Consider the following 25,593-nt stretch of genomic DNA (forward strand, 5'->3'; position numbering starts at 1 on the left):
TATCTTCAGTCCCTACATCAAATAAGGTGAACCTAAGCTGTCGATAAAAGAAGTCAGGAGACTTATGCTAGACCGAGGTCTTTTACAAGTTGACGAGTTGGATCAGTGGTGTTCATCGTATAAAAGTGTAAGCTTGGCGCACCACCAGCAATGAGGCGTTCACATAGCTTCACAATCACTTCATGACCAAAGGCTTTAATTGAAGCAGTGTCATCACCATAAGCCGCAAGTTGCTTACGAATCCAACGAGGGATTTCGGCACCGGTACCATCCGCAAAACGAATGAGATTGCTTGCATTGGTAATTGGCATAATGCCCGGCGCAACAGGAATATTCACACCTTCTTTTTGAATGCGCTCTACAAAGTAAAAATACGCATCTGGATTAAAGAAGAATTGAGTTAAGGCTGCATTTGCACCTGCATTGGCTTTCTCACAAAAGCGTTTGATGTCTAAATCAAAGCTATCTGCTTGTGGATGCATTTCAGGGTAAGCTGCAACTTCAATTTGGAAGTGGTCACCCGAATGTTCACGGATAAAGCGTACTAAATCCTGGGCATACGGTAATTCACCTAAGCCAACTTGACCGGAAGGTAAGTCACCACGTAGTGCAACTATACGGTCAATCCCTTGAGATTTGTATAAATCTAAAAGTTCAGCGATCCGTTCTTTGCTATCACCAATACAAGAGAGGTGAGGAGCAACAGGCGTGCCTTTGCCATTAAAATCAGCTAAAGTCGAAAGTGTACGTTCACGTGTAGAACCACCTGCACCATAAGTCACAGAGAAAAACTCTGGATTCAGCAACTGCAGTTCTTGGTGAACAACCTTAAGTTTTTCCGCACCTGCATCAGTTTTGGTTGGGAAAAACTCAAAAGAAATTGGAATCTGTTTAGACATGTTCAAATCCTTTGTACTTATTTCAGCAAAATAGAATTCAAAGAAAAGCAGGCTGTTCAGCCTGCTTGTTCAAAGATTAGTATTTATAAGCGTCAGATTTGAATGGACCTTCAACAGCAACCCCAAGGTAGTCCGCTTGTTCTTGAGTTAATTGAGTCAGAACACCACCGAAACCTGCAACCATTGCTGCAGCAACTTCTTCATCTAATTTCTTAGGAAGAAGTTCAACACGAATCGCTGCTTGTTTTTGATCTTCAGGAAGATCAGCAAATTTCTCTGCGAACAAGTGCATTTGACCTAAAACTTGGTTCGCAAAAGAACCGTCCATCACGCGTGATGGGTGACCAGTTGCATTGCCAAGATTTACTAAGCGACCTTCAGAAAGAAGAATGAGGTAATCATTTTCATTTTCTGAACGATATACTTGGTGAACTTGTGGTTTAACTTCAACCCATTTATAACCACGTAAGTAGTTGGTATCGATTTCAGTGTCAAAGTGACCGATATTACAAACTACTGCACCTGCTTTTAATGTATCAAGCATTGCAGCGTCACAAACGTGGTAGTTACCAGTCGTTGTTACGATTAAGTCAGTATTTTGAAGAAGGTCAGCGTTAACGTCTTCTTTTTTACCTGTTTGTACGCCATTTTTGTATGGAGAAACTACTTCGTAACCGTCCATGCAGGCTTGCATTGCACAGATTGGATCGATTTCAGAAACACGTACGATCATGCCTTCTTGACGAAGTGATTGTGCAGAGCCTTTACCTACGTCACCGTAACCAATTACAAGCGCACGACGACCAGATAACAGCATGTCAGTTGCACGTTTGATCGCATCGTTTAGAGAGTGACGGCAACCGTATTTGTTGTCATTTTTAGATTTAGTTACTGAGTCATTTACGTTGATCGCAGGTACTTTCAATGAACCGTCTTTCCACATTTCGAGAAGACGTTGAACACCTGTTGTTGTTTCTTCAGTAATACCATGGATTTTTGCGAGTACTTCTGGGTATTTTTCATGAACAAGCGCAGTTAAGTCACCGCCGTCGTCCAAAATCATGTTGGCATCCCAAGGCGTACCATTTACATTAATTTGTTGTTCAAGACACCACATGTATTCTTCTTCAGTTTCGCCTTTCCAAGCAAATACAGGAACACCTGAAGCTGCAATAGCTGCCGCAGCGTGGTCTTGAGTAGAGAAAATGTTGCAAGATGTCCAACGAACTTCAGCACCAAGCTCTACCAAAGTTTCGATAAGAACAGCTGTTTGGATTGTCATGTGGATACAACCCAAAATTTTAGCACCAGCAAGTGGTTTAGCCGCAGAGTAACGCTTACGCAGACCCATAAGGGCTGGCATTTCAGCTTCTGCAAGTTTGATTTCTTTACGGCCGTAGTCAGCAAGTGAAATATCGGCAACTTTATAATCTGTAAATGAAGCATTAACCGCGTTCATCACGATCTCCTTATAAAAAACAAAAATTGATCATTATGTTCGCGGATGCCGTTGTTGGTCCATCTGAGCAGATTGACCGATCGTCGAGCCTGGCGCTTTTACATTTTTTACTTGTAAAACGTCGCAGCATCCCTCGACTAGGGCAGTATTGTACTTCTAAACTTGCGAATTTCCAATGTTAAGTTGGTTATTGGTGATTCAAAGTATTTCAATTAAATCGCGTCAACTTCAGATTCCGATGATATTAGAGATTTTATTTTCTGTGCTTTTTCAAAGTGGTCAAGTTTATGTTTCATGATCCACCAATGAGCTACTTCCATGAGTGCATCGGGGTCATTATTTTTATTTGAAAAGAAAGCATAAAATGACAAACCTACAGATTCTCCCTTCCGATCGATTTTTTCATCACAAATTCGAATAATTTTGTCTTTGATTGATTTATTCATTTTGGCAACGTATTAGAAATTTAATTTAAAATTTTTATCATTCAATCTATCAAGCTTTCATTAGTGTAATGTTGAGAAAATGTAGGATTGAATAATTTGGGCTATAAATAAACCGATTCCGAAGTTTAAGTGTGCCACTAAGCTATTTTTTATGCTGATCCATTGATTGGGCGTTTTACTCGCAAAGAAACCAAATCCAAGAATAGGTTGCATCACCAAAAATGGGATAATAGCAGTTGAAAGTCCAAATAAAATAGAAGATATAAAAGCTTCCAAAGTAGTATGTGAATTATCGATATAAGTATAAATTAAAGCGAAAAAAATACCGGTTATATAATGAAATACCCAACCCGTAATGTATTCAAATTTGTGTACAGGGGCTTCGGTAATATTTCTGTATACGTATTTTTTATTTTTAACTAAAAAGAAAAACCTACCCAAATAAGCATAGTTAAATGAGGGGATTTTAAAAATCATCGCTCTTACCCAACCTAAAAAATTCATAATTAAAGTAGCGCTTAGGCCTAAGGCTAAAATGTAAATTAAAATATTCATGAAAGGATGACTCTCTAATTTAAGTCATGTTAGTGTGCAACTTAAAGCTAACTTGAAGTCAAGGTGCATTAATGGAAATAGATATAGGTGATCTAGTTGATCGGACAAATACTTCAACTGCCACGATTAGGTTTTATGAATCAAAAGGACTTATTCGATCTATTGGAAGGAAAGGGCTTAGAAGACAGTATTCATCCCGAGCAATACAGAATATCTCATTAATCAAGATCTTCCAGAATGGTGGTATGACGCTGAGCCAAATTAAAAATATGGCAATTGATCATGAAAAAATTAAAATTAAACGAGATCAAGTTAGGGAAGCAAAAAACGAAATCAAAGATAAAATTGAGACTTTAAATAACTTACTCTTAATTTTAACACACGTTGAAAAATGTCCATACGATGACCATTTACAATGTCCAGACTTTTTGAAACTTTTAGATGAGTGAGCTTGAATTTTGTATTTAATTTCTTAAATTTTGAAGAAGATTATTTGTTATAATTGATAGCTCAATAAATAATATATATTTTTGATGGAAATTCCCGAAGAACTAGCTAACCTCGAAGCTAATGCTGGCATTTACGCCGTATGGATGCTCTTTCAACATCTTGGGTTAGACCCAGATATTGAACAACTAAAAGAAGTCTGTGGTTATGTAGAGGGTGATGGAACGACCACGATCGGTCTAGCTGTGGGACTTAAAAAATTTGGCTTAGATGTGGAATTTACCACAGATGAAGACAATGCACTTCAAGAGCAAGAAAAGCGAAGTTATTTAGAAGCTGAAAAACTTGCGCTAAAAATATCCCCCGCAATCAGCTATCAAGATATTCAAATCGCATTTGATGCCAATAAGTTTGTGATCGTGTATTACGATACTTTAGAAGGCATTGGTAATCATTCATTGGTATATGACATCAATGAAGAAGAAATCTGCTTTTTTGATAGCTTTGAAGCAATGCCGAAAAAAGTATTTGAACAGCAAAGGGCAGTAGATGGGATTTGTAGACAAGCCATCATCGCTGAAGTTAATTAATATCTAAAAGTATGTCACTATCTTAAAGTATGTTGCTATGTTAAGGTATGTTATAGTTAAAAAGATCTAAAGTAGCTCAATAAAAAGCCTTCAATCATGAAGGCTTTTTGATGCAAAGAAAACGTGATTTCTCTTAAGTGCTTGATTGAGCCTTTTCCTGCCAATAATCAGCTTTTTCCTCGTTTATATCCACACCTAAACCATGTGCAAAGATGGCAGATAAATCACGCATTGCTTGAGTATCACCAAGTTCAGCGGCTTGAGTCACCAATTCAACAGATTTTTGTACATCTTTTTCGACCACATTACCACGACGGTAATAACCTGCGAGCTCTAAAATTGCAGCAGCATGTTGATGTTTACTAGCTTGCGTGAGCCAGTTAAAACCGTACTCAAAGTTTAGTTTTGCATCTTCAGGATCTTCTTCTAAAACTTCTTTTGCATAATGGGTATAACCTTCCCCTAACCAGTACATCGCTTCGACATGACCCAATTGACCAGCACGTAAAGCCCATTCTTCTGCAAGCGCAATGTCTTCATCGTGTTCACTCGTCATATAAAGTTCAGCAAGTTCAAATTGAGCAGCGGCATTACCTGCATGAGCACGATTTTCGAGAGCAATCGGGACGGTAACACGTTTCGTCATAGTGGGATTCCATGGCTTCAAAGCGAAGCAAAAAATATTAAAGTTGTTCCCTGATTATACTGTAAAACTGATTCAAAGCTTGAATAGTATGGTTCGAGCCTATTTACTAAGATATTTTGTAGATGAATTACAAATTCAACTATAGGTAAAAGCTATAGATGAGCGACATAAATTAAGGTTTTTTGATGGAATTGAAGTAAAAGTGACAATTTCTTAAATTTCATAAGACCTTAGCATAACTTTTTCCTATGCTGAAAATCCTCTCTAATGCGAATATTAGAGGAGATTGACCATGTCACAGACCAACACTTATTCAGCAGATGTGATCGTACTTGGTGCAGGCCCAGTCGGTTTAACGATGGCGAACGGCCTTGGCCTTGCGGGCTTAAAAGTAAAAGTGATTGAACAGCTCGATCAATTGATTGATTATCCTCGTGCAATTGGTATTGATGATGAATCTCTAAGAACAATGCAATCGATTGGTTTGATCAACAAAGTATTGCCGCATACCACTCCCGATCATGCGATGCGTTTTCTTACGCCTTCAGGCCGTTGTTTTGCAGATATCCAACCTAAAACACGTGAGTTTGGTTTCCCTCGTCGTAACGCATTCGTACAACCTTATGTTGATGCAGAATTATTGGAAGGTTTAGAACGTTTTGATGATGTGGAAGTACTTTTTTCTCGTCAACTTCAAAGTTTTAAGCAGACTGAAGATCAAGTTGAAGTTCAAATCCAAAATAAAGATAAAACAATTGAATATATAACTGCAAAGTATCTTGTGGCATGTGATGGCGGTAATAGCTACGTTCGCCGTATGTTGAATATTCCTTTTGAAGGTAAAACTGCACCAAACCAATGGATTGTTGTCGATATTGCAAACGATCCATTGGCGACACCACATATTTACTTATGTTGCGATCCAGTACGTCCATATGTGTCAGCGGCTTTACCACATGGTATCCGTCGTTTTGAATTTATGGTGATGCCAGGGGAGACGCAAGAGCAACTGAGTCAACCTGAAAACATGGCTAAACTTTTATCCAAAGTATTACCAAACACTGAAAATATCGATGTGATCCGAAATCGTGTTTATACCCATAATGCACGTATTGCCAGTAGATTTAAAGAAGGTCGTATCTTACTTGCGGGAGATGCAGCGCACATCATGCCAGTATGGCAGGGACAGGGTTATAACAGTGGAATGCGTGATGCGTTCAATTTATCTTGGAAACTGGCTATGGTCGTACAAGGTAAAGTAGATGCTAAAGTTCTAGATTCTTATCAAGAAGAGCGTCATGATCATGCCAAAGCGATGATTGATTTATCTGTTACAGCAGGCCATGTGCTAGCTCCGCCTAAAAAATGGCAAGGTACTGCGCGTGATGCTATTTCATATGTTCTAAATTACATTAAACCAGTTAAACAATATTTGTTGGAAATGCGCTTTAAGCCAATGCCACAATATAAATCTGGTATTTTGGTTGGACAGGTCAATAAGACATCACCAATCGGTAAAATGTTTATTCAACCTAAAATGCAAGACAGCACAGGTCAGGTGAAATTACTGGATGATTTTATTGGTCAAGGCTTTGCTATTATTGCTTGGGGAGTAGATCCGACTTGGGGACTCACACCAACAAGTATTCAAAAATGGAAAGCATTGGGTGTGAAATTTATTAAAGTCGTTCCACCTGAACAATTGAATACTGATGCTCATGATGATGAAATATTGACACTTGGGGATACGGAGCATGCGATTCGAGCATGGTTTGGTCGTACTCAATACTCGATGGCATTTTTAAGACCAGATAAATTTGTCGCTGGCTTAAGTATTCCTCAGACGAGCGAAGAGCTCAGTCAAAAGCTGTTTGATAAACTTGGCGTTTAATCAAAAAGTTTAAGACTAATCTAAAAGAAAACCTGCAAATTTGCAGGTTTTTTATTTTTAAAATAGCGTTCAAATTTTTAAAAAATATGACAATGAAAGTGTTGGCTTAGAATATTTTTGACAGTTTGCAAATGCTTACTTTGATCTTGTTTTCTGAAACTCAAATATAAGCTGATATTCGGTAAATCGATTTCAGTTGATTTAATTAAGACATTTTCACTGAGCAAGCTTTCAACATATTTTGGAACAATGGTCCAACCGACTTGCATCGCTACAAGATTAATATTCATTAAAATGTTACTCGAGTATTGAGCAACTTGAATAGATGTATTTAGAGCTTCAAAAATGTTTTGAATTTTTTGGAATAAGATCGGTGAGGCAGTTTCCTCGCTCATGATAAATTTTTGGGCAATTAAATCCTGTTTTGAAATACAGTCTAAATGCGCATGGGCTGAATGACGAGGAATCAGCAAGATCAGAGGCTCACTAAACAATTCAATAGAGGCAATATGCTCATCATCGATACATTGGCGAGTGAATGCGACATCAATTTTTTGATCACGAAGTGCTTGGATTTGATGTACACAGCTCAAACTATGAAATTGAATATCTAAATCAGGCTGTTGTGCACGAATAATAGGCATGACATAGGGAAAAATTTTCATTTCTGCCACAGGTAAAAAGCCAATATTTAATTTATTTTTCTTGGTATTCGCCATGATTTGAATCTTGTGTTTGGCGTCTTGAGCAAGTTTCAAAATATGTCGAGCATCTTTTAAAAAAGTTTCTCCTTCCTCTGTGAGCGATAAGCTTCTGCTTTTACGAATCAGCAGGGATGTACCTAATTCCGCTTCAAGATCTTTAATTTGCTGACTTAAAGAGGGCTGCGCTATAAAGAGTTTTTCTGCAGCACGCGTAAAATTAAGTTCTTCGGCAACTGAGACGAAATATTTCAAATGTCGAAGTTCCATGCGTACCGATCCTTAATCGCCATAATAAATGAGGTTGATTATACGTTTGAATTGCTAGAACTACAGCGTGATTCACGTTTAAAGCTAATTTAAGAAGAAAAAAACCGACCCATATTGAAATGAAATATTGGTCGGTTTTTTTATCAAGTAGAGTATTTAAATGATGAGGAAGATCAAGCTGATGAATCCAATAAAGGATACGCCCAAAATGATTTTTTTCATTTGTGACTCAAAATAGGTCAGACAAAGTGCAACAAAAAGCGCAGCGAATGTCAGTACACCAATCCAATAACTCATCATATTACTGACTTGTCCTTTGCTCATGCAGAGGATAAGCCCTAACGACAGGAATCCCCATCCAACCATTGAGGCTATTTTCTGGTGTTTAGCACTCAATGTTTGACCAAAAATTTGTTTTTGATGCTTTTGCATTGCACTGGCTAAACCTATAAAACCTAAAGTACAAACTGCCCAAATGAGGAGAAAAAAGCTCATGGTGATTACCCCTCTACCTTAGGTAAAACTTGACTCATTTTTAATGGAGTTCCTTGATGATTTTGAACTTTGTAAAGAGCAAAATAAAAAACCACTGCTAAAACTAGCATCGCCAGATCGAACGAAGCGATAACCCATTGACCGTGAGCTATAGAACGCCATAAAGGTTGACCACCTGTGATAAAGTTTACAAGCGGAAGTAAAGCGAAAAGCAGGGTAGCGAGACCCAGTAATTCAAGCCAAGCTTGGCGATGGGTGCGAAAAACAGCATAAACAAGTGTGAAGAGCCACACAATAAAGAATGTACGGATTTCCCAGTTTAAACGCATTTCCATGTTGGCAGGGATAAAACGGTTTGCATAAAAATAAGCTGCACAAGCAATAGGTAAGCCGATAATCGCAGCGATGTTGGTAATCTCGACCGTACGATACCCAAAGGATTTATAACCTTGTTTCGCTTGTTGAGGTGCACGTTTGACGCACCATAAAATTAATCCTGTTGCGACCATTAGCGTGCCAACGATACCAGAAAAAAAGAGTATCCAACGTAAGGCTAAATCAACTCCTCGTGCTTCATGTAGAACAGTGGCAACATTGTAAATGCCATTGGGAATAGAAGGATTTTTGAGTTGAGTGGAATCATCTGTAATGTTTTGACCTGTCACACCATTGAAGTCTAAAGTTTCATATACGCCACGATGAGCGATACTTGCGCCGTGTAAAGCACGTAACTCAATGGTCGCCTTCGATGTATTTGGTGCTTTAATTGTGATCGAACCAATCGGATTGTTTTTCCACTTCGCTTCAGCTTGAGTGAGGATCGGAGCAATATCTGTAAGTGGTGCAGGTTCAGCTTTTCGATCTTGGTTGCGCGTACGTCGACTTTCACCTCGATTCTTTCTCTCACCATCCATTTTGTTAGTATGTTCATTTGATGCTGACTGCGTACCACGAGCCTCAATTTCTGTACGCGCATTCATCATCGAGCGCTGATTTCCTTGCGGTTGATCAGTACGAGTCTGCCCTTGTGGTTCTGCTGGATTTTGAATTAAGGATTTTCGTTGGTCTTGTAGAAAGGCGCCACGATTGTCATAAATTTGCTGTACCCCCCACGGCATGATGGTAAACAATAATAAAAGTAAACCACTAAAAGTGATCATGATATGAAAGGGAAGTGCGAATACAGCTGTTGCATTATGTGCGTCTAACCAAGAACGCTGTCCTTTACCTGTTCTAAAGGTAAAGAAATCTTTAAAGATTTTCTTATGGGTGATGATGCCACTAATAATTGCAACAAGCATAAACATAGTTGCTATGCCCACAATCCAACGTGACCATATACGTGGCATTCCGTATAATTCAAAATGGAAACGATACAGAAAGCTACCACCACGGGTTTCACGGGCTTCTAATACTTTACCTGTGGCACTGTCAATCGTCACACGTTCACCACCGCGACGAGCATTGGGATCTTCTCCGACACTCCGGATATTCAGTGTGGTGTAATTTTGACGAGCATTGGGTAATTGAATTCCCCAGCTCCCTGCATCAGCATGATTATTCTGCAAATATTGCAGAGCCACTTGCGTCTGCTCAAGTTGAGATCGGCTTGGAATCGATTGGTGATACTCGGGTTTCATCCATGTGCTGATTTCTGCTTGGAAAAAACTCAAAGTACCGGTTACAAAGATGGCATACAGCAACCATCCTAGTATCAAACTAGCCCAAGTATGTAACCATGACATAGACTGGCGTGGGCCTTCAGCTTTGGCATCACTTCTCATGAATTAGTTCCCCATGATTTTATAGATGAGAAATAAAGCAAGGCTAGGTAAGACGATGCCCAATGTAGCTTTTCTGGTTTTGTGAACCATAAAAACCCAAATAAACGCTGCACACTGTAAACAGAAAGCAATGAGCGTTGCTGACATCGCTGCGCTAGATTGATATGTGCTAAATGTTTGTGCAATCACGATAGCAGAGAGGGATGCAAGCAAATAACCTCCAATACCCGCCAATAAAAAACGATAGAGCACCATCAGGCGATAACTGATAGAAACTGATTTAGTAGTCCTACGAGTTTTTTTTACTTGATTCCCAAGTGTTAACTCGCCTGGTAGTTCGAATTCTGTACTGTTCATAAAAGTAAGAAAGTGTGAGTGTATGTAATTATTGTAAATGATAACAATTATTGTTTATCTTTAGAATTATAAATTTAGCATTTTAGAAATAAATTTTTAATTGAATTAGCTTGGGCATGTTAATTGCAGCGTTGTAGTTATTTTTTATCGATAGGTAAAATTTATGACGTATCAAGTTTTTTACTGCAAAGCTAATCCTAATGCTCAATTTGTGTTGTTATCTTCAGGGTTAGGAGGGCATGGACATTTTTGGCATCCTCAATTAGATATATTGACTCGATTTTTTCATGTCATTACATATGATCAACAAGGATGTCATGCAGATGCTGCATTACTAGCACCAACTTATTCAATGACCGATATGGCAATACAAGTGATACAGATTTTAGAGGATCTAAAGATCGATGAATTCCATTTTATCGGTCATGCTTTAGGTGGGCATATTGGAGCGGAGTTAGCCGTTTTAATTCAAAATACAAAATTGGAAATGTTGAGTTTGACCAGTATTAATGCGTGGGACTCACTAGATCCACATACGCTCAAATGTTTTGAAGCTCGAGAATCGTTATTACAAAATGCTGGTGCAGAGGCATATGTTAGAGCTCAAGCATTATTTCTTTATCCACCTGTATGGATCTCTGTTAATATCGATCAAATACAACAAGCAGAAAATAATCAACTCCGAAACTTTCCACCAAAAGAGAATGTATTGAGACGTCTGAAGGCTTTAAAGGAATTTAAAATAACGAATGAACATATCACCGCACTTCAACGAACTCCAATTCACTTGATTGCAAATCGTGATGATTTCTTGGTTCCAGTACATAAGACTCTTGATCTTCAGAAAAATTTTGTACATGCACAATGCTCAATTTTTGATGTAGGTGCACATGCTTCTACTGTGACTGAGCCAGATATCACTAATCAGGCAATTATTCAATTTCTTCGATCACTCTAGCATTTGAAACTTTTCAATTGCATATAAAAAACCACGATTGAGATCGTGGTTTTTTTAATTATTTTACCAAATGGTATTTTTTGGAACATCTTGTGCACTTTTATATGACGTTATTTAGGAGTAATGGGTATTGGGATTATGTGATTAATTTATCATAAGGTAAAATATAAAATTATTAAGTTGTTGTAATATATAATAAAATAATAATTGGCACATCATTTGCTAAATATCTAATACAAGCTCTAAGGCTTAATCCTACTAAATAAAATTTAACTGATCGTTAAATTAGGAGTGTTAGATATGAAAATTGGTGTCTTTTGTCCGATCGGAAATAATGGCTGGTTACTCTCAGAAAATGCTCCTCAATACAAACCAAGTTTTGAGTTAAATAAAAAAATTGTCCAACGCGCAGAGCATTACGGTTTTGACTTTGCATTGTCTATGATCAAGCTGCGTGGTTTCGGGGGTAAAACTGAGTTTTGGGATCACAACTTAGAAACTTTTACGCTTATGGCGGGTCTTGCTGCAGTCACCAGCAAAATAAAAATTTATGCAACAGCTGCGACGCTAGTGATGCCGCCTGCCATAGTTGCACGCATGGCATCTACGATTGATTCAATTTCGAATGGTCGTTTCGGCCTAAATGTCGTCACAGGTTGGCAAGCGCCAGAATATACCCAAATGGGCATGTGGCCCGGTGATGAATATTTCGGAAAGCGTTACGAATACTTATCTGAATACGTACAAATTCTGCGTGAATTATGGGCAACAGGTAAATCTGATTTTAAAGGTGACCATTTCCAAATGGATGATTGCCGAGTTAGCCCACGCCCGCAAGCAGAGATGAAAATTATCTGCGCTGGTCAATCGGATACAGGTTTGGAACTTTCTGCTAAACACGCTGATTACAATTTTGTTTTTGGTAAAGGGCTTAATACACCAACAGCATATGCAGAAATCAACGATCGTTTAAAAGCAAAAACAGATATTACGGGTCGTGATGTTCAAACCTACGTTTTGTTCATGATTATCGCTGCTGAAACAGACGAAGAAGCGATGGCGAAGTGGCAACATTACAACGATGGCGCTGATATTGAAGCGATCAACTGGTTAATGAATCAAGGCGGAAAAGATACTAAATCTGGTGCAGATACTAATATTCGTCAAATGGCTTCATCAGTATCACCAGTCAACATCAATATGGGAACGTTGGTGGGTTCTTACGAAACTATCGCAAAAATGCTAGATGAGATTAGTGAGGTGAAAGGAACTGAAGGCATTTTACTGACATTTGATGATTTTGTTGAAGGTGTTGAAAGTTTTGGACAACGGATTCAGCCGCTTATGAAATGTCGTGAACATGTTGTGGTTGAAGGAATGAGTTCAGAAACTGTGTTGGAGAAAATCGCATGAGTCATTTAGAAAATACCGTTGAAGCTGGATTTACTGTACAAGCGGGTACGGGTGTAAAACTCAAAGCCGAACCGGAAAATATTGTGCTTGCACCAGAGCAAACAGCACTAATCGTGATTGATATGCAAAATGCGTATACGTCAAAAGGTGGTTATTTAGATCTTGCTGGGTTTGATGTGTCGACGACAAAACCTGTGGTTGAAAATATTAAAAAGGCAGTTTCTGTAGCACATGATGCTGGTATTCAAGTGATCTATTTCAAAAACGGTTGGGATAATCAATATCGTGAAGCAGGTGGTATTGATTCACCAAACTTTCATAAATCAAATGCACTGAAGACCATGCGTAAGCGTCCTGAGCTACAAGGAAAGTTGTTAGCAAAAGGGGATTGGGATTTTGAGTTGATTGATGAGTTGGTGCCAGCTCCGCAAGATATTGTGATTGAAAAGCCTCGTTATAGTGGATTCTTTAACACAGCGCTAGACAGCATGCTCAGAGTGCGTGGAATTCGTAATTTGGTTTTTGTCGGTATCGCGACCAATGTATGTGTTGAATCGACGCTCAGAGATGGCTTCTTTCTAGAATATTTTGGCGTGGCTTTAGACGATGCCTGTCATCAAGCAGGGCCAAAAGAAGCCCATGTCGCAAGTATGTACAACATAAAAACCTTCTTTGGATGGGTGTCGGATACAGAAAGTTTTGTCAGTAGTTTTGCAGATCAACCAACACTCGCTGAAAGCGCATAGATATTTATAAATTCTAAAATTAGGAAATAAGTCATGTCAAAAGAAGTCATTATTCCAGTGGGTTCAGGTAAGCCACTCGCACCGTATTCGCCAGCAACTAAAGCAGACAACATTGTCTATGTTTCAGGCACTTTGCCTTTTGATGAAAACAACAATGTAGTTCATGTTGGAGACGTAGCAGCACAGACACGCCATGTCCTTGAAACAATAAAGAAGGTCATCGAAACTGCTGGCGGAACAATGTCGGACATTACTTTCAACCATATTTTTCTGACAGATTGGGCAAACTACGCTGCAATGAATGAAGTATATGCCGAATATTTTCCGAATGCAGAACCAGCTCGTTACTGTGTTCAAACAGGATTAGTCAAACCTGATGCACTCATCGAAATTGCTTCAATTGCTCATGTTTAATTTGAAAGCTTTCATCACCCTATTATGAGTCCCTCACTGACTGCTTAGGCGATGAGGGATGGAGAACACTATGAATGCAAATGTGCAATCAATCAATTTACCCGAGGCAGTGAGTGCCACACTCAACATTGACCAACAGGTTTTTAGACAAGGAATGTCGAATTTAGGTGCAGCTGTCAATGTCATTACTACAGCTGGTCTAGCAGGAAAAGCTGGCTTCACAGCTTCAGCTGTATGTAGTGTGACAGATACGCCACCAACATTGCTGGTATGTCTAAATCGATCAGCATCTGTATTTGAAACATTTAAAAGTAATCAGGTTTTGTGTGTCAATACTTTAAGCAGTAGTCAAAAGCATTTATCGAATGTGTTTGGGGGTAAAACTCCAATGGCAGAACGTTTCGAAAAGGGGGACTGGTCAACATTAGTCACAGGTGCACCTATTTTAGAAGGTGCGCTAGTGAGTTTTGATTGTGAAGTCGTACAAAGTTTATCGGTAGGCAGTCATGATGTTTTGTTCTGCCATGTAAAGGGGATGAAACAGCAAGCGGGTGAAAAAGCCCTCATGTATTTTAACCGCGTATATTGCGAGCCAGTTCCAATGGTCTAAAACAGCATGCTTGATCAGGAGAAGGTCGATGAGCACAAAAGAAACATGGTTTCCAAAATTTAAACCTTTCCAAGGAAATCTAGACACGACCGCAGTTCAAGTAGATGAGTACTTGCCGCCAGGTAAAAGTATGGTATTGGGGCTGCAGCATGCATTTGCAATGTTTGGAGCAACAGTACTTGCCCCATTACTGATGGGTTTCGATCCGAATCTTACAATGTTTATTACGGGTATTGGGACAATATTATTTTTCCTAATGACTGGGGGGCGTATGCCGAGCTATTTAGGTTCGAGCTTCGCTTTCATTGGAGCAGTCATTGCAGTCACTGGTTATACCGGTGTTGGCTTAAATCCAAACTTAGGCTTAGCACTTGGCGGTACCATTGCATGCGGTATTTTGTACGCCTTGATCGGTTTGATCGTGATGAAAACTGGCACAGCATGGATTGAAAAGTTGATGCCACCAATTGTGACTGGAGCAATTGTGATGATCATTGGTTTGCATTTAGCGCCAGTGGCGATCAAAAGTGTCTCTGCTAATCAGTTTGATTCATGGATGGCTCTAATCACGATTATTTGTATTAGTGTAATCGCCGTATTTACTAAGGGCATGATCCGTAGATTGTTATTGCTCATTGGCTTAGTGGCTTCTTACTTTATTTATTTTTTACTCACCAATGTTTTGGGTTTTGGTACAGCGATCGATTTTACTGAAGTCAGTGAGGCAGCTTGGTTCGGTTTACCTACTTTTCATGCGCCAGTGTTTGAATTTAATGCCATGCTGCTTATTGCTCCCATAGCGATCATCTTAGTTGCAGAGAATCTAGGACATTTTAAAGCGGTATCTGCAATGACTGGACGTAATCTATCACCATATATGGGAAGAGGTTTCTTTGCAGATGGTGTATGTACGACCTTGTCTGCATCAATCGGTGGAACAGGAATGACAACATATGCTGAGAACATTGGTGTTATGGCGGTAACCAAAATTTACGCAACCACCATATTTTTATTTGCTGGCGTATTTGCAATTTTGCTAGGTCTATCACCAAAATTTGGCGCGGTTATTAGTACGATTCCTGTCGCATTATTAGGGGGAGCTTCGATTGTTGTTTTTGGTCTGATTACAGTGGCCGGTGCTAAAATTTGGGTGGACAACCGCGTAGATTTTACCAAAAACAGTACTCTGTTGATTGCTGCTGTCACCTTAATTATGGGGACAGGCAATTATAGTTTACAAATTGGCCATTTTGATTTGGGTGGAATAGGGACTGCAACATTAGCGGCTATTTTATTGAATCTTTTCTTAAATCGAGAAGATAAGAATGCGCAAACAGTAGAGCTCGAAAACGAACCGCATTCAGCAGAAGCAACGGCACTCCCTAACACTCAAATTTAAGGTGAAATTAAAAATGAAAATTGCATTTATCGGTTTAGGTGCTATGGGATGGCACATGGCGAGCCATTTACCAAAACTAGGATTTGAAGTTTTAGTTTGGAACCGTAATTTTGAAAAAGCAGAAGCACATGCACAAACATTTGGTACTAAAGCGACTTCTGTCGATCAAGCAGTGAAAGCAGATTTTATTTTCAGTTGCTTACCCACCAGTGCAGATGTCGAACAGCTTATTGCTCAAAATCCTCCGGTCAAGGGGAGCGTATGGATCGACTGTACCAGTGGTGTACCTGTAAGTGCTTTAAAACTTGCAAATCAGTTGAAATTTAATGGTGTTGAATATTTAGATGCCCCCGTTTCTGGGCAAACTATAGGCGCTGAAAAAGGGACATTGACGGTAATGGTTGGGGGGGATGTCGATGCTTATAAGCGTGCAAAACCGATTATTCAGGCATTTGCAGGATTAATTGAATATGTCGGGGAGAGTGGTTCTGGATTTGCTGTTAAAGCAGTGAATAACACGTTGATGGCAACCCATCTATGGGCACTCGCAGAAGGATTGACGGTATTAAAGTCAAAAGGAGTAGATTTGAATAGTGCATTGAATTGTATTAATCATTCTAGTGGTAAAAGTTCAATGTCTGAAAATATTATGGCGCAACGTGTTCTGAGTCGTGCGTTTCCAAAAACCTTTGCCTTAGCTCTTTTACAAAAGGATATAGGAATTGCGACTGATCTAATTCAAGAGCAAGCGTTGAATTTGCCAGCGATGCAACTTATACAAAATCAGTATATGCAAATTGAAAAAGTGAAAGCTCAAGATTCTGATTTTTCAGCTGTGGTTCAGGTGCTTGAACATCAATCTAAAATTGAATTAAGTTAAATCTAGCGTCCAAATACCTTAAATACCGCTTAATGTAGATTAAGCGGTTCATCTATGAATGCTCAATGAGATTAGCTTTGTTGATATTCATTAATGACTTCTAACGCGGCTCTAAATGCTTCTTGTGTAGCTGGAGCACCACAGTACGGCAAGCTGTGCAAAAGAACCTCTTGGATTTCCTCAACAGTTGCGCCGTTATTTAAAGCACCACGTACATGACCTTTAAGTTCTGTTGGGCTTTTTTGGGCTGTTAAAAATGCAATCGTGATTAACGAACGATACTTGCGTGGTAAAACGCCTTCACGTTGCCAAGTTGAACCCCATGCATGCTCATTAATCCAATCTTGAAGTGGTTGAGTAAATGGAACTGTATTGTCTTGTGCACGTTTGACAAAAGTTTCTCCCATCACTTCTGTACGAACTTTTAAACCATTTTCATAATCTTGTTTTGACATTTTTTTCCTCATAAAAAAAGCGCATCTTGAGATGCGCTATAGCATAAATATTAAGCTGGGATTTCAATCGCAATCGCAGTTGCTTCTCCACCACCAATGCAAAGTGCGGCAACACCTTTTGTTTTACCTAAGCGTTTTAGTGCATGGATGAGAGTCAAAATAATTCGTGAACCTGATGACCCCAATGGATGTCCGAGTGCACAAGCTCCACCGTGGATATTCACTTTTTCAGGATCTAAATGAAAAGCATCGATCGCTGCCATGGTCACCATCGCAAACGCTTCATTAATTTCCCACAAATCCACGTCTTCAACAGTCCAACCCGCTTTGTTTAATACTTTTTCTATTGCACCAACAGGTGCGATGGTAAATTCTGATGGGTGTTGAGAGTGCGTTGCGTAAGCTTTAATCGTTGCTAAAGTTGAAAGTCCCTTTGCTGTTGCGAGTTCAGCAGAAGTCACTAAAAATGCTGATGCACCATCACTAATTGAACTGGCATTGGCTGCAGTAATTGTACCGTCTTTAGCAAATGCTGGGCGTAGCGTAGGAATTTTATCAATTTTTGCTGTAAATGGATTTTCATCTTGGGCAACGATGACATCGCCTTTACGTGAACTTACTGTAACAGGGGTGATTTCATCTTTGAAATAATTATTTTGAATCGCATTCTGAGCACGAGTTAAGGAGCGAATCGCGAAATCGTCTTGTTGTTCACGTGTGTAGTTTTTCTTATCTGCCATTTCTTGAGCAAGAATACCCATTGAATAGCCAGTTTCAGCATCTTCCAAACCTTCTTGGAACATGTGATCAATCACTTTGCCATGTCCCATACGGTAACCTGCGCGTGCTTTGTCCATGAGATAAGGTGCATTCGACATGGATTCCATTCCGCCAGCGACGATAATATTTACCGAGCCAGCTTTAATGGCATCTGCAGCTTGCATCACGGCTTTCATGCCAGACCCACAGATTTTATTGATCGTTGTTGCACCTACATGATCTGGTACACCTGCAATTCGCATCGCTTGACGAGCAGGACCTTGTTTTAATCCCGCAGGTAAAACACAGCCCATAATCACTTCATCTAATTGGTCTGCAGCAAGCTTAGATTGGTCAAGTACGGCTTTAATGACTTCAGCACCAAGTTGCGGGGCTGTTAAGCTTGAAAGTCCTCCCTGAAAGCTACCCATAGCGGTACGGCTACCTGCAACTAATACGATTTCTTGACTCATAGCGTTGATCCTTGTCCTGTAGTTTATATGATTCAAATGCGTGTCAATTTCATATGTTTAAAATTTAATGACAGCTATTTTATTAGTTGTAATCACATTATCATAAAAAATGAATAAAGATTCATTATTTTGTTTTCATTTAATTTCGCTGATTTTGATGTTGTTTTCTATAACACCATAGTGGAATGAAATATAAAAAGTGGAATGAAAAATAAAAAACGACCCTTTAGGATCGTTTTTTCAGAAGCAATTGAGTGACTAGTATTGTGTAGAATTTGACAGAGCCTGAGCGTGAGGGTTCTCAAGTTCTAAACTCTGGTTAAGTTCAGTATCGAAAACATCAGTCAACATACTGTCAAAACGTTTAGCGTTATACGTAAGCAACTGATCAGCTTCAGCTTGAGTGATGAAATTCTCCTTAAGAGCAGATTCAATATGCTCTTCGAAAGTCAGACCTCTAAATTGGCCTTTAGATTCAGCCTTTTTAAACTTATTCCATAAATCCTCAATTTGAAACAACATTTGGAATGTAGACTCCATGCGTCCATTGACATCATCGGGATCAGTGCTATAGAAGACATGTTTTTTTAATTCATCGCGGAAAGCATTTTCCTGAAGAATTAGTTCACCTAATTTAAGTTTCAAGGCATCCGATGGTTGAGTAATAGGACGACCAAAAGGGAAACAAATAAGTTTGACTAAACTTGCGGCAATTTTTACAGGGAAGTTATCAAACAGACCATAGAACGCTTCTTGAGATGCATATAATGCTTTCTCAAGTGCGAGTTTAGCATGCAGTTGTTCAGCTTCAGTACGTTGACCATTTTCATAAAATTTAAGAATTGCAGTCGCAATAAATAAGTGTGAATGCATATCTGCTAATCGTCCAGACAGCATTTCTTTGCGTTTGATATCACCTGCAAGGAGGCCTAAGCACATATCTGCGACTAAGGCAAAATTAGCACTCAAACGATTAATGGTTTTGTAGTAAGGGCGACTGAAATCATCAGCCTTTACTGAGCCTTCTGTTGATCCGCCTATAAAACCATAAGCAAATGATTTAGCGGTTCGATTAAATGTATACCCCAAATGCTTATAAAGAATGTCATTAAAATCTTTTAATGCTGCATCTTTATTTTCGGCTTGTAAAAGTTGTAATTCTTCAAATAAATAGGGATGACAACGCATCGAACCTTGACCAAAAATCATCAGTGAACGACTCAGAATATTGGCACCCTCAACAGTAATCGAAACAGGGATCGCTTGGTACATGAGCGCCAAGAAGTTACGAGGACCCATTTGAATAGCACGCCCGCCCACAATGTCCATACTATGATTAACAATCTTACGCATGGTCTCTGTTGCGTAGTATTTTGCCATTGCAGTCATGACTGCAGGTTTACCCCCTTGGTTTAGGCCACAAGTGACGAGGTAACGGAATGCTTCAAGCATATAGGTATCGCTAGCGATATCACTTGAAACCTCTTGAACACCTTCGAATTTACCGACTGAAATTTTGAATTGTTGACGGACACGAGCAAAGGCGCCGACATTTAAATAACACATTTCACCAGCAGCTGTTGATAATGCTGGAAGAGAAATACCGCGGCCAACTGCCAGACATTCCATTAGCATACGCCAGCCTTTACCTGCATTTTCTACACCACCAATAATCCAATCCAGCGGAATGAAGACATCTTTACCATCCACGGTACCATTCATAAATGGTGAACCTGGATTATGGCGTGCTCCTACAATCACACCTTCATGATCAGCTGGTAATAGGGCACATGTGATTCCGTATTCAGTTTTGTTTTTATCACCTAGTAAACCTTCAGGGTCATATAATTTGAAAGCTAAACCGACCACCGTAGCAACAGGGGCAAGTGTAATCCAACGTTTGGAAAAATTCATTTTTAGGCCAAGAACTTCTTGTCCTTCAAATTGACCATAACAAACCACACCTGTGTCAGGAATTGCACCTGCATCTGAACCTGCTTCAGGGCTTGTTAAACCAAAACAAGGAATTTCTTCACCTTTTGCTAAACCTGGTAAATAACGATTCTTTTGATCTTCAGTACCGTAGTGTAAGAGTAATTCTCCTGGACCTAAAGAGTTAGGCACCATACAACTGACAGCAGTGGTAAGTGAGCGCGAGGCAATCTTACTCATGATACGGCTTTGCGCAAATGAGCTGAATTGTTTACCGCCGTATTCTTTAGGGATAATTAAACCCAGAAAACCTTTGGATTTAATAAATGACCAGACTTCTTCAGGGAGGTCTTTACGATGATGGTGAATATCCCATTCATCCAGCATCTGGCAGAGCTGTTCGACTTCATGATCGATAAATGATTGTTCTTCTTCAGACAGTGTGGGGTACGGATACTGATCAAATTTCTTCCAGTCTGGTGCCCCCATAAATAATTCTTTTTCCCACCAACTGGTTCCTGCATCTAATGCTTCACGCTCGGTACTACTCATTGTTGGCATTGCATTGGCTAGAGCTTTATAGGCAGGTTGTGTAATAAATTTCATCCTTAACGTATCAATACTGACAATCAATGAAATTAGGATAAAAGGAATACCGAGTATCAGCGACCAAGGGCTGATCAACGCAACTAAAATAGATACGACTGTGAGTGTGATAGCCCCAGAAGTTCTTGAGAATTCGAAATAAAAAATAGCCCAGAGTGTTATAAATAGAATAATTAAACTGAGTATAAAAAACATTATGAACTGCTCCATTTATGATTTGGTCATGGAGCCAATACCCACAGTAAATTTAATCAAAGCACAAACATCAGATCTACAGCGATATTGGATCATGAAATGTGAAACGAAAGCGTTGAGTTCTAAAACGGACGCATATTAATACTTATATTGGATAAGATTGTTTGAAAAATATTCAAAATTCAAGCAGAAGAGAGATAAGAAATGTGTCAATAAGTAATTGAGAATTATAAAAACCACAAACAAAAAAGCCCTCATACGAGGGCTTTAAAGTAAGAAGAATTATGCTTCGATTGTTTGAACAGTAATTTTCTTTGCAGGATCAGCTTTACGACGAACTGCTGGTACTGGTTCGCCATAGTATTGACGATCAGCAAAATAACTTGAACGTACCATTGGTGCAGCCCAAATATTTTTAAAGCCTAATTTTTGCCCATGTGCTGTATAGCGTTCGAACTCTTCAGGTGTGACGAAGCGATCAATTGGTGCATGTTCTTTCGATGGTTGTAAATATTGACCAATTGTTACGTAGTCAACATCGTGTGCTTTGAGGTCATCAAGAAGTGCGAGAACTTCTTCTTCAGTTTCGCCAATACCTACCATCAAGCCACATTTAGTTGGAATATCTGGGCAGTATTCTTTAAACATTTTAAGAAGATTTAAGGAATGTTGATAGTCTGAACCTGGACGCATTGCTTTGTATAAACGTGGTACGGTTTCAATGTTGTGGTTAAACACATCTGGAGGACATTCCGTCATGATGCGTAATGCAACATCCATACGACCACGGAAATCAGGTACTAAAATTTCCAATAATGTATTAGGACTTAAAGCACGCGCTTCTTTAATACAATCAACAAAGTGTTGCGCTCCACCATCGAGTAGATCATCACGGTCTACAGATGTTATGACAGCGTATTTCAAACCTAAGTTTGCAATTGTCTCAGCCATGTGGCGTGGTTCATCTGGGTCTAATGCATTCGGACGACCATGTGCCACATCACAAAATGGGCAACGACGTGTACAAATGTCACCCATAATCATGAAAGTTGCTGTACCACCACCAAAACATTCAGGAAGATTTGGACATGCAGCTTCTTCACACACTGTATGTAATTTTTGTTCACGTAAAGTTGATTTAATGCGTTGAACCTCTTCTGGTGCAGCCATTTTGACGCGAATCCAGTCTGGTTTACGAGGTGCTTCAACCGTAGGAATCACTTTTACAGGAATACGTGCAACTTTCTCAGCGCCACGAAGTTTTTCACCCTGTACTGGTTTACGGTTTTCTGACATATTCAACGATTCCACTAATGTGTGACGGGAGGAAATATTAAAAATAGGTCTCTTATTATAGCGAATTTATGCATAAATTGGGCAAAAACGATATTCATAAAATAAATGTGGCTATCAAGCAATATATGGTATTGAAATACAGCAAATGTATGCATTTTCAGTCATAATATAAGTTAGATAAATGAAGAGATAATTGTATAGGAGCATTGAATGCCGCGTAAGAAAGAGGTCGTGAGTGGAACCTTTGTCAAATATGATGCAGTCGTTTTAGGTTCAGGCCCTGCTGGTGAAGGTGCGGCAATGAAACTTGCCAAATCAGGCAAGCGCGTTGCAGTAGTTGATATGCGTGAACAACTTGGTGGTAACTGTACGCATGTAGGAACCATTCCAAGTAAAGCTTTACGTCAAACGGTTTCTAGCATTATCCGTTATCAACGTGATCCAATGTTCCAAAAAGTGGGTGATTGGAAACAATTCACCATGAAGCAAGTGCTTCGTAATGCGCATAAAGTGATCCAACAGCAAGTGGATACACACTCGCGTTTTTATGACCGTAACCGCATTGATATTTTCCACGGTCGTGCTTATATCCAAGATCAAAATACGGTGGTGATTTTCACGCCTGAAGGTGTGAAAGAAACGATTATTTTTAAACAGTTGGTGATTGCGACAGGTAGTCGTCCATATCGTCCTTCAATTTTAGATTTTAATCACCCACGTGTGTTTGATTCTGACAAAATCTTAGATCTAGATTTTTCAATTCAAAAAATCATTATTTATGGCGCTGGTGTCATTGGCTGTGAATATGCATCTATCTTTATTGGCTTAGATCACAAAGTTGATTTGATTAATACTCAGCATAAATTATTGAGCTATTTAGATGACGAAATTGCAGATGCATTGTCATATCACTTACGTGAACAAGGTGTATTGATTCGCCACAATGAGCAGATTGATCACTTAGAAACATTTGATGATCATGTGGTGTTGCATCTTGAAAGTGGCAAGAAAATTAAAGCTGATGCAATTCTATGGTGTAATGGTCGATCTGGTAATACAGATGGTCTTGGCTTGGAAAATGTCGGTATCAAACCAAACAGCCGTGGACAACTATCAGTGAACGAGCAGTATCAAACTGAGGTTGAAAATATTTATGCTGCGGGTGACGTAATTGGTTGGCCGTCTCTAGCTTCAGCTGCATATGACCAAGGTCGCTGTGCTGGCGCGATTATGAGTGGTGAACAAGGTATCCAACCCGTGGTTGATATCCCTACTGGTATTTATACCATTCCAGAGATTTCATCAATTGGTAAAACTGAGCAGGAATTAACTGAAGAAAAAATTCCTTATGAAGTTGGTCAGGCGTCTTTCCGTCACCTTGCTCGTGCACAAATCACGGGAGATACAGTGGGTGAGTTAAAGATTTTGTTCCATCGCGAAACCTTAGAAATTTTAGGTGTGCATTGCTTCGGTAATAATGCTTCTGAAATTATTCATATTGGTCAAGCCGTGATGAATAGTCCGAACAACACGATCAAGTATTTTGTTGAGACAACGTTTAACTACCCAACGATGGCTGAAGCTTATCGCGTAGCAACGTTAAACGGGATGAATCGCTTGTTCTAAGGCAACGTGATGACAAAAAACTCGCAAGTTCAGGCTTGCGAGTTTTTTATTTTTGCATTTAAGTTTGATCTTTAAATCACAAAATACAATAAAGCTCCATAGCTAACAAAGCTCGCTAATAAAGAGATGATGACAGGGATTTTTGATCTCAGTAAAAGAATGACAATGCCGATAAAAATAAAATCATAAATTGAGTGTAGATGTTTTTCAGCCATTTGAGCAATTAAACAGAGTAATAATCCGATGACCGCTGCATTAATAGCAGCGACGGCTGCTGCAATCTTTTTGTTTTTGACCCATTTTGACCAATAAGGGAGCGTGCCGAAAATAAGCAGAAATGAGGGCAGGAAAATTATACTGGTTGCAATCGCAGCGTTCAGTAAAGGCGATGCGCTAAATCCTAAATATGTGCCAACGTATCCTGCAAAGCTAAATAAAGGGCCTGGAATAAGTTGAGCAAATGCATAGCCTAAGTCAAATTGTTCCGCAGTGATGTGTTGAGTAAGCACAAAATCTTCATACATGAGTGGCAGGATGATATGACCGCCCCCAAAAACCATTGAAGCAGTGTGATAAAAGCTTTCTATATTTCTAAGCAAGCTTGATGAATAGATAAATTGCAGCGCAGGAAAAAAAATAAATAAAGCGACAAACAGGATGAGCCAGAGATAATGATATTTTGAAGATGTCTGAGTGGTTTTTAAGCGAGGTGATGGCTGAGATTTTCCTTTTTTTGTAAAAGCTAAGCCAATGAATCCAGACACTAAAATTAAGAAAATTTGACTATAGCTCCACTGTGTAAAATAAATAAAAAAAGCAGAACTCAGCATCAGGACATACTGCCACATTTCAGTACAGAAGCTTTTGAACATTTGTAAAAAAGCCCAAATGACGACGGCTATTACAATCAAATGGATGACGTGAAAGAGTTCAAGAGGTACATCGGAAAAAAAATATTGACCAAAAATAGCAAATGAAGTCATTAGAATGAAGGCAGGTAATGTAAATCCTAACCAAGCAATAAAGCCCCCCCAATATCCTTTGGATAAATATCCTATCGATAGCCCCACTTGACTACTGGTCGGACCTGGCAACAATTGCGCTAATGCGACCAATTGTCCATATTCATGAGAGCTTAACCATTTGAGTTGATCAACAAAAGTGCGATGAAATAACACTAAATGCGCTGCAGGACCGCCAAATGAAATACATCCTAATTTAAGAAAAATAAAAAATAGTGCTGATAAGCTAACTTTAGGAAAATTATCTGATTTCATTTAGTAATCGTACG

The 25,593-nt window shown here is 39.2% G+C and carries 25 protein-coding genes; 11 read left to right on the plus strand and 14 right to left on the minus strand.

Going from position 1 to position 25,593, the window contains the following annotated elements:
* Nucleotides 1-62 precede the first annotated feature (62 nt).
* From metF to AC1M9E_RS04295, 4 genes are all read right to left on the minus strand, one after another.
* A complete protein-coding gene (metF, locus tag AC1M9E_RS04280) occupies nt 63-899 on the minus strand; it encodes a methylenetetrahydrofolate reductase [NAD(P)H] (protein ID WP_035266512.1) in 837 nt (278 codons plus the stop codon).
* A gap of 76 nt (nt 900-975) precedes the next feature.
* Nucleotides 976-2,358 carry an adenosylhomocysteinase gene (ahcY, locus tag AC1M9E_RS04285; RefSeq protein WP_481588499.1) on the minus strand — a complete coding sequence of 461 codons (1,383 nt, stop codon included), beginning with the start codon at nt 2,356-2,358 and terminating at the stop codon, nt 976-978.
* 212 nt (nt 2,359-2,570) lie between these two features.
* Nucleotides 2,571-2,804 carry a DUF6500 family protein gene (locus AC1M9E_RS04290; protein ID WP_092766004.1) on the minus strand — a complete coding sequence of 78 codons (234 nt, stop codon included), beginning with the start codon at nt 2,802-2,804 and terminating at the stop codon, nt 2,571-2,573.
* Nucleotides 2,805-2,864: 60 nt separating this feature from the next.
* Nucleotides 2,865-3,359 carry a DUF2938 family protein gene (locus AC1M9E_RS04295; RefSeq protein ID WP_481607080.1) on the minus strand — a complete coding sequence of 165 codons (495 nt, stop codon included), beginning with the start codon at nt 3,357-3,359 and terminating at the stop codon, nt 2,865-2,867.
* Nucleotides 3,360-3,430: 71 nt separating this feature from the next.
* Between AC1M9E_RS04295 and AC1M9E_RS04300 the strand changes: the two genes are divergently transcribed.
* Nucleotides 3,431-3,808, plus strand: coding sequence for a MerR family transcriptional regulator (locus AC1M9E_RS04300; RefSeq protein ID WP_481607079.1), 378 nt, complete (start codon nt 3,431-3,433; stop codon nt 3,806-3,808).
* A gap of 84 nt (nt 3,809-3,892) precedes the next feature.
* Entirely contained in the window at nt 3,893-4,396 is a 504-nt protein-coding gene (locus tag AC1M9E_RS04305; RefSeq protein WP_481607078.1) for a cysteine peptidase family C39 domain-containing protein, read from the plus strand.
* Nucleotides 4,397-4,529: 133 nt separating this feature from the next.
* Here AC1M9E_RS04305 and AC1M9E_RS04310 read toward each other — a convergent pair whose 3' ends face one another.
* Nucleotides 4,530-5,042, minus strand: coding sequence for a tetratricopeptide repeat protein (locus tag AC1M9E_RS04310; RefSeq protein ID WP_481607077.1), 513 nt, complete (start codon nt 5,040-5,042; stop codon nt 4,530-4,532).
* 292 nt (nt 5,043-5,334) lie between these two features.
* Here AC1M9E_RS04310 and AC1M9E_RS04315 point away from each other — a divergent pair, with 292 nt between their 5' ends.
* Nucleotides 5,335-6,933 (plus strand): bifunctional 3-(3-hydroxy-phenyl)propionate/3-hydroxycinnamic acid hydroxylase, encoded by a 1,599-nt coding sequence (locus AC1M9E_RS04315; protein WP_035265649.1) that lies wholly within the window; start codon nt 5,335-5,337, stop codon nt 6,931-6,933.
* Nucleotides 6,934-7,010: 77 nt separating this feature from the next.
* On the opposite strand, the gene AC1M9E_RS04320 is transcribed toward AC1M9E_RS04315, so the two are convergent.
* The 4 genes from AC1M9E_RS04320 to AC1M9E_RS04335 all read right to left on the minus strand — a co-directional run bounded on the left by AC1M9E_RS04320 (nt 7,011) and on the right by AC1M9E_RS04335 (nt 10,540).
* Nucleotides 7,011-7,904, minus strand: a complete 894-nt coding sequence (locus AC1M9E_RS04320; RefSeq protein ID WP_481607075.1) for a LysR substrate-binding domain-containing protein — start codon at nt 7,902-7,904, stop codon at nt 7,011-7,013.
* Between the two features lie 156 nt (nt 7,905-8,060).
* The gene (locus AC1M9E_RS04325) at nt 8,061-8,399 is read right to left on the minus strand and encodes a DUF3325 domain-containing protein (protein ID WP_481588494.1); all 339 of its coding nucleotides are present in this window, start codon (nt 8,397-8,399) and stop codon (nt 8,061-8,063) included.
* 5 nt (nt 8,400-8,404) lie between these two features.
* On the minus strand, nt 8,405-10,183 hold the full coding sequence (locus tag AC1M9E_RS04330) for a PepSY-associated TM helix domain-containing protein (RefSeq protein ID WP_481607074.1): 1,779 nt from the start codon (nt 10,181-10,183) through the stop codon (nt 8,405-8,407).
* Between the two features lie 3 nt (nt 10,184-10,186).
* Nucleotides 10,187-10,540 (minus strand): hypothetical protein, encoded by a 354-nt coding sequence (locus AC1M9E_RS04335; protein ID WP_481607073.1) that lies wholly within the window; start codon nt 10,538-10,540, stop codon nt 10,187-10,189.
* 163 nt (nt 10,541-10,703) lie between these two features.
* On the opposite strand from AC1M9E_RS04335, the gene rutD reads away from it, so the two are divergent.
* The 7 genes from rutD (at nt 10,704) to AC1M9E_RS04370 (ending at nt 16,960) form a co-directional block, all read left to right on the plus strand.
* Nucleotides 10,704-11,498, plus strand: coding sequence for a pyrimidine utilization protein D (gene rutD, locus AC1M9E_RS04340; protein WP_481607072.1), 795 nt, complete (start codon nt 10,704-10,706; stop codon nt 11,496-11,498).
* A 300-nt stretch (nt 11,499-11,798) separates the two neighbouring features.
* Nucleotides 11,799-12,911, plus strand: a complete 1,113-nt coding sequence (gene rutA, locus AC1M9E_RS04345; protein WP_488225056.1) for a pyrimidine utilization protein A — start codon at nt 11,799-11,801, stop codon at nt 12,909-12,911.
* Nucleotides 12,908-13,657, plus strand: coding sequence for a pyrimidine utilization protein B (gene rutB, locus AC1M9E_RS04350; protein ID WP_481607070.1), 750 nt, complete (start codon nt 12,908-12,910; stop codon nt 13,655-13,657). The genes rutA and rutB overlap by 4 nt, the downstream gene beginning before the upstream one ends.
* Nucleotides 13,658-13,690: 33 nt before the next feature.
* Nucleotides 13,691-14,071, plus strand: a complete 381-nt coding sequence (rutC, locus tag AC1M9E_RS04355; protein WP_035265663.1) for a pyrimidine utilization protein C — start codon at nt 13,691-13,693, stop codon at nt 14,069-14,071.
* A 70-nt stretch (nt 14,072-14,141) separates the two neighbouring features.
* Nucleotides 14,142-14,681: an NADH-dependent FMN reductase RutF gene (gene rutF, locus AC1M9E_RS04360; RefSeq protein ID WP_481595593.1), complete on the plus strand. Its 540-nt coding sequence runs from the start codon at nt 14,142-14,144 to the stop codon at nt 14,679-14,681.
* A gap of 28 nt (nt 14,682-14,709) precedes the next feature.
* Entirely contained in the window at nt 14,710-16,080 is a 1,371-nt protein-coding gene (gene rutG / locus AC1M9E_RS04365; protein ID WP_481595592.1) for a pyrimidine utilization transport protein G, read from the plus strand.
* 43 nt (nt 16,081-16,123) lie between these two features.
* Nucleotides 16,124-16,960 (plus strand): NAD(P)-dependent oxidoreductase, encoded by an 837-nt coding sequence (locus tag AC1M9E_RS04370; protein ID WP_488225194.1) that lies wholly within the window; start codon nt 16,124-16,126, stop codon nt 16,958-16,960.
* A gap of 71 nt (nt 16,961-17,031) precedes the next feature.
* Here the strand turns inward: AC1M9E_RS04370 and AC1M9E_RS04375 are convergent, their stop codons facing one another.
* From AC1M9E_RS04375 to lipA, 4 genes are all read right to left on the minus strand, one after another.
* A complete protein-coding gene (locus AC1M9E_RS04375; protein WP_179998434.1) occupies nt 17,032-17,415 on the minus strand; it encodes a carboxymuconolactone decarboxylase family protein in 384 nt (127 codons plus the stop codon).
* Between the two features lie 50 nt (nt 17,416-17,465).
* Nucleotides 17,466-18,647, minus strand: coding sequence for a thiolase family protein (locus tag AC1M9E_RS04380; protein ID WP_481607068.1), 1,182 nt, complete (start codon nt 18,645-18,647; stop codon nt 17,466-17,468).
* Between the two features lie 258 nt (nt 18,648-18,905).
* Nucleotides 18,906-21,380 (minus strand): acyl-CoA dehydrogenase, encoded by a 2,475-nt coding sequence (locus tag AC1M9E_RS04385; RefSeq protein ID WP_481607067.1) that lies wholly within the window; start codon nt 21,378-21,380, stop codon nt 18,906-18,908.
* A gap of 282 nt (nt 21,381-21,662) precedes the next feature.
* Nucleotides 21,663-22,676: a lipoyl synthase gene (gene lipA / locus AC1M9E_RS04390; RefSeq protein WP_035265671.1), complete on the minus strand. Its 1,014-nt coding sequence runs from the start codon at nt 22,674-22,676 to the stop codon at nt 21,663-21,665.
* Nucleotides 22,677-22,886: 210 nt separating this feature from the next.
* On the opposite strand from lipA, the gene sthA reads away from it, so the two are divergent.
* Complete coding sequence (sthA, locus tag AC1M9E_RS04395) at nt 22,887-24,302, plus strand: Si-specific NAD(P)(+) transhydrogenase (RefSeq protein ID WP_035265673.1); 1,416 nt, start codon at nt 22,887-22,889, stop codon at nt 24,300-24,302.
* A gap of 71 nt (nt 24,303-24,373) precedes the next feature.
* Here sthA and chrA read toward each other — a convergent pair whose 3' ends face one another.
* Nucleotides 24,374-25,579: a chromate efflux transporter gene (gene chrA / locus AC1M9E_RS04400; RefSeq protein ID WP_481607066.1), complete on the minus strand. Its 1,206-nt coding sequence runs from the start codon at nt 25,577-25,579 to the stop codon at nt 24,374-24,376.
* Between the last annotated feature and the right edge of the window lie 14 nt (nt 25,580-25,593).

It is taken from the genome of Acinetobacter sp. 24-47-47, from assembly GCF_057737035.1.

Coding starts and splice junctions, on each gene's coding strand:
- rutF (WP_481595593.1), top strand. CDS start 14,142: ATGAATGCAAATGTGCAATCAATCAATTTACCCGAGGCAGTGAGTGCC.
- AC1M9E_RS04295 (WP_481607080.1), bottom strand. CDS start 3,359: ATGAATATTTTAATTTACATTTTAGCCTTAGGCCTAAGCGCTACTTTA.
- AC1M9E_RS04300 (WP_481607079.1), top strand. CDS start 3,431: ATGGAAATAGATATAGGTGATCTAGTTGATCGGACAAATACTTCAACT.
- AC1M9E_RS04310 (WP_481607077.1), bottom strand. CDS start 5,042: ATGACGAAACGTGTTACCGTCCCGATTGCTCTCGAAAATCGTGCTCAT.
- metF (WP_035266512.1), bottom strand. CDS start 899: ATGTCTAAACAGATTCCAATTTCTTTTGAGTTTTTCCCAACCAAAACT.
- AC1M9E_RS04385 (WP_481607067.1), bottom strand. CDS start 21,380: ATGTTTTTTATACTCAGTTTAATTATTCTATTTATAACACTCTGGGCT.
- AC1M9E_RS04320 (WP_481607075.1), bottom strand. CDS start 7,904: ATGGAACTTCGACATTTGAAATATTTCGTCTCAGTTGCCGAAGAACTT.
- rutD (WP_481607072.1), top strand. CDS start 10,704: ATGACGTATCAAGTTTTTTACTGCAAAGCTAATCCTAATGCTCAATTT.
- sthA (WP_035265673.1), top strand. CDS start 22,887: ATGCCGCGTAAGAAAGAGGTCGTGAGTGGAACCTTTGTCAAATATGAT.
- rutB (WP_481607070.1), top strand. CDS start 12,908: ATGAGTCATTTAGAAAATACCGTTGAAGCTGGATTTACTGTACAAGCG.
- rutG (WP_481595592.1), top strand. CDS start 14,710: ATGAGCACAAAAGAAACATGGTTTCCAAAATTTAAACCTTTCCAAGGA.
- AC1M9E_RS04325 (WP_481588494.1), bottom strand. CDS start 8,399: ATGAGCTTTTTTCTCCTCATTTGGGCAGTTTGTACTTTAGGTTTTATA.
- AC1M9E_RS04380 (WP_481607068.1), bottom strand. CDS start 18,647: ATGAGTCAAGAAATCGTATTAGTTGCAGGTAGCCGTACCGCTATGGGT.
- AC1M9E_RS04290 (WP_092766004.1), bottom strand. CDS start 2,804: ATGAATAAATCAATCAAAGACAAAATTATTCGAATTTGTGATGAAAAA.
- chrA (WP_481607066.1), bottom strand. CDS start 25,579: ATGAAATCAGATAATTTTCCTAAAGTTAGCTTATCAGCACTATTTTTT.
- AC1M9E_RS04305 (WP_481607078.1), top strand. CDS start 3,893: ATGGAAATTCCCGAAGAACTAGCTAACCTCGAAGCTAATGCTGGCATT.
- AC1M9E_RS04375 (WP_179998434.1), bottom strand. CDS start 17,415: ATGTCAAAACAAGATTATGAAAATGGTTTAAAAGTTCGTACAGAAGTG.
- ahcY (WP_481588499.1), bottom strand. CDS start 2,358: ATGAACGCGGTTAATGCTTCATTTACAGATTATAAAGTTGCCGATATT.
- AC1M9E_RS04315 (WP_035265649.1), top strand. CDS start 5,335: ATGTCACAGACCAACACTTATTCAGCAGATGTGATCGTACTTGGTGCA.
- AC1M9E_RS04370 (WP_488225194.1), top strand. CDS start 16,124: ATGGGATGGCACATGGCGAGCCATTTACCAAAACTAGGATTTGAAGTT.
- lipA (WP_035265671.1), bottom strand. CDS start 22,676: ATGTCAGAAAACCGTAAACCAGTACAGGGTGAAAAACTTCGTGGCGCT.
- rutC (WP_035265663.1), top strand. CDS start 13,691: ATGTCAAAAGAAGTCATTATTCCAGTGGGTTCAGGTAAGCCACTCGCA.
- AC1M9E_RS04330 (WP_481607074.1), bottom strand. CDS start 10,183: ATGAGAAGTGATGCCAAAGCTGAAGGCCCACGCCAGTCTATGTCATGG.
- rutA (WP_488225056.1), top strand. CDS start 11,799: ATGAAAATTGGTGTCTTTTGTCCGATCGGAAATAATGGCTGGTTACTC.
- AC1M9E_RS04335 (WP_481607073.1), bottom strand. CDS start 10,540: ATGAACAGTACAGAATTCGAACTACCAGGCGAGTTAACACTTGGGAAT.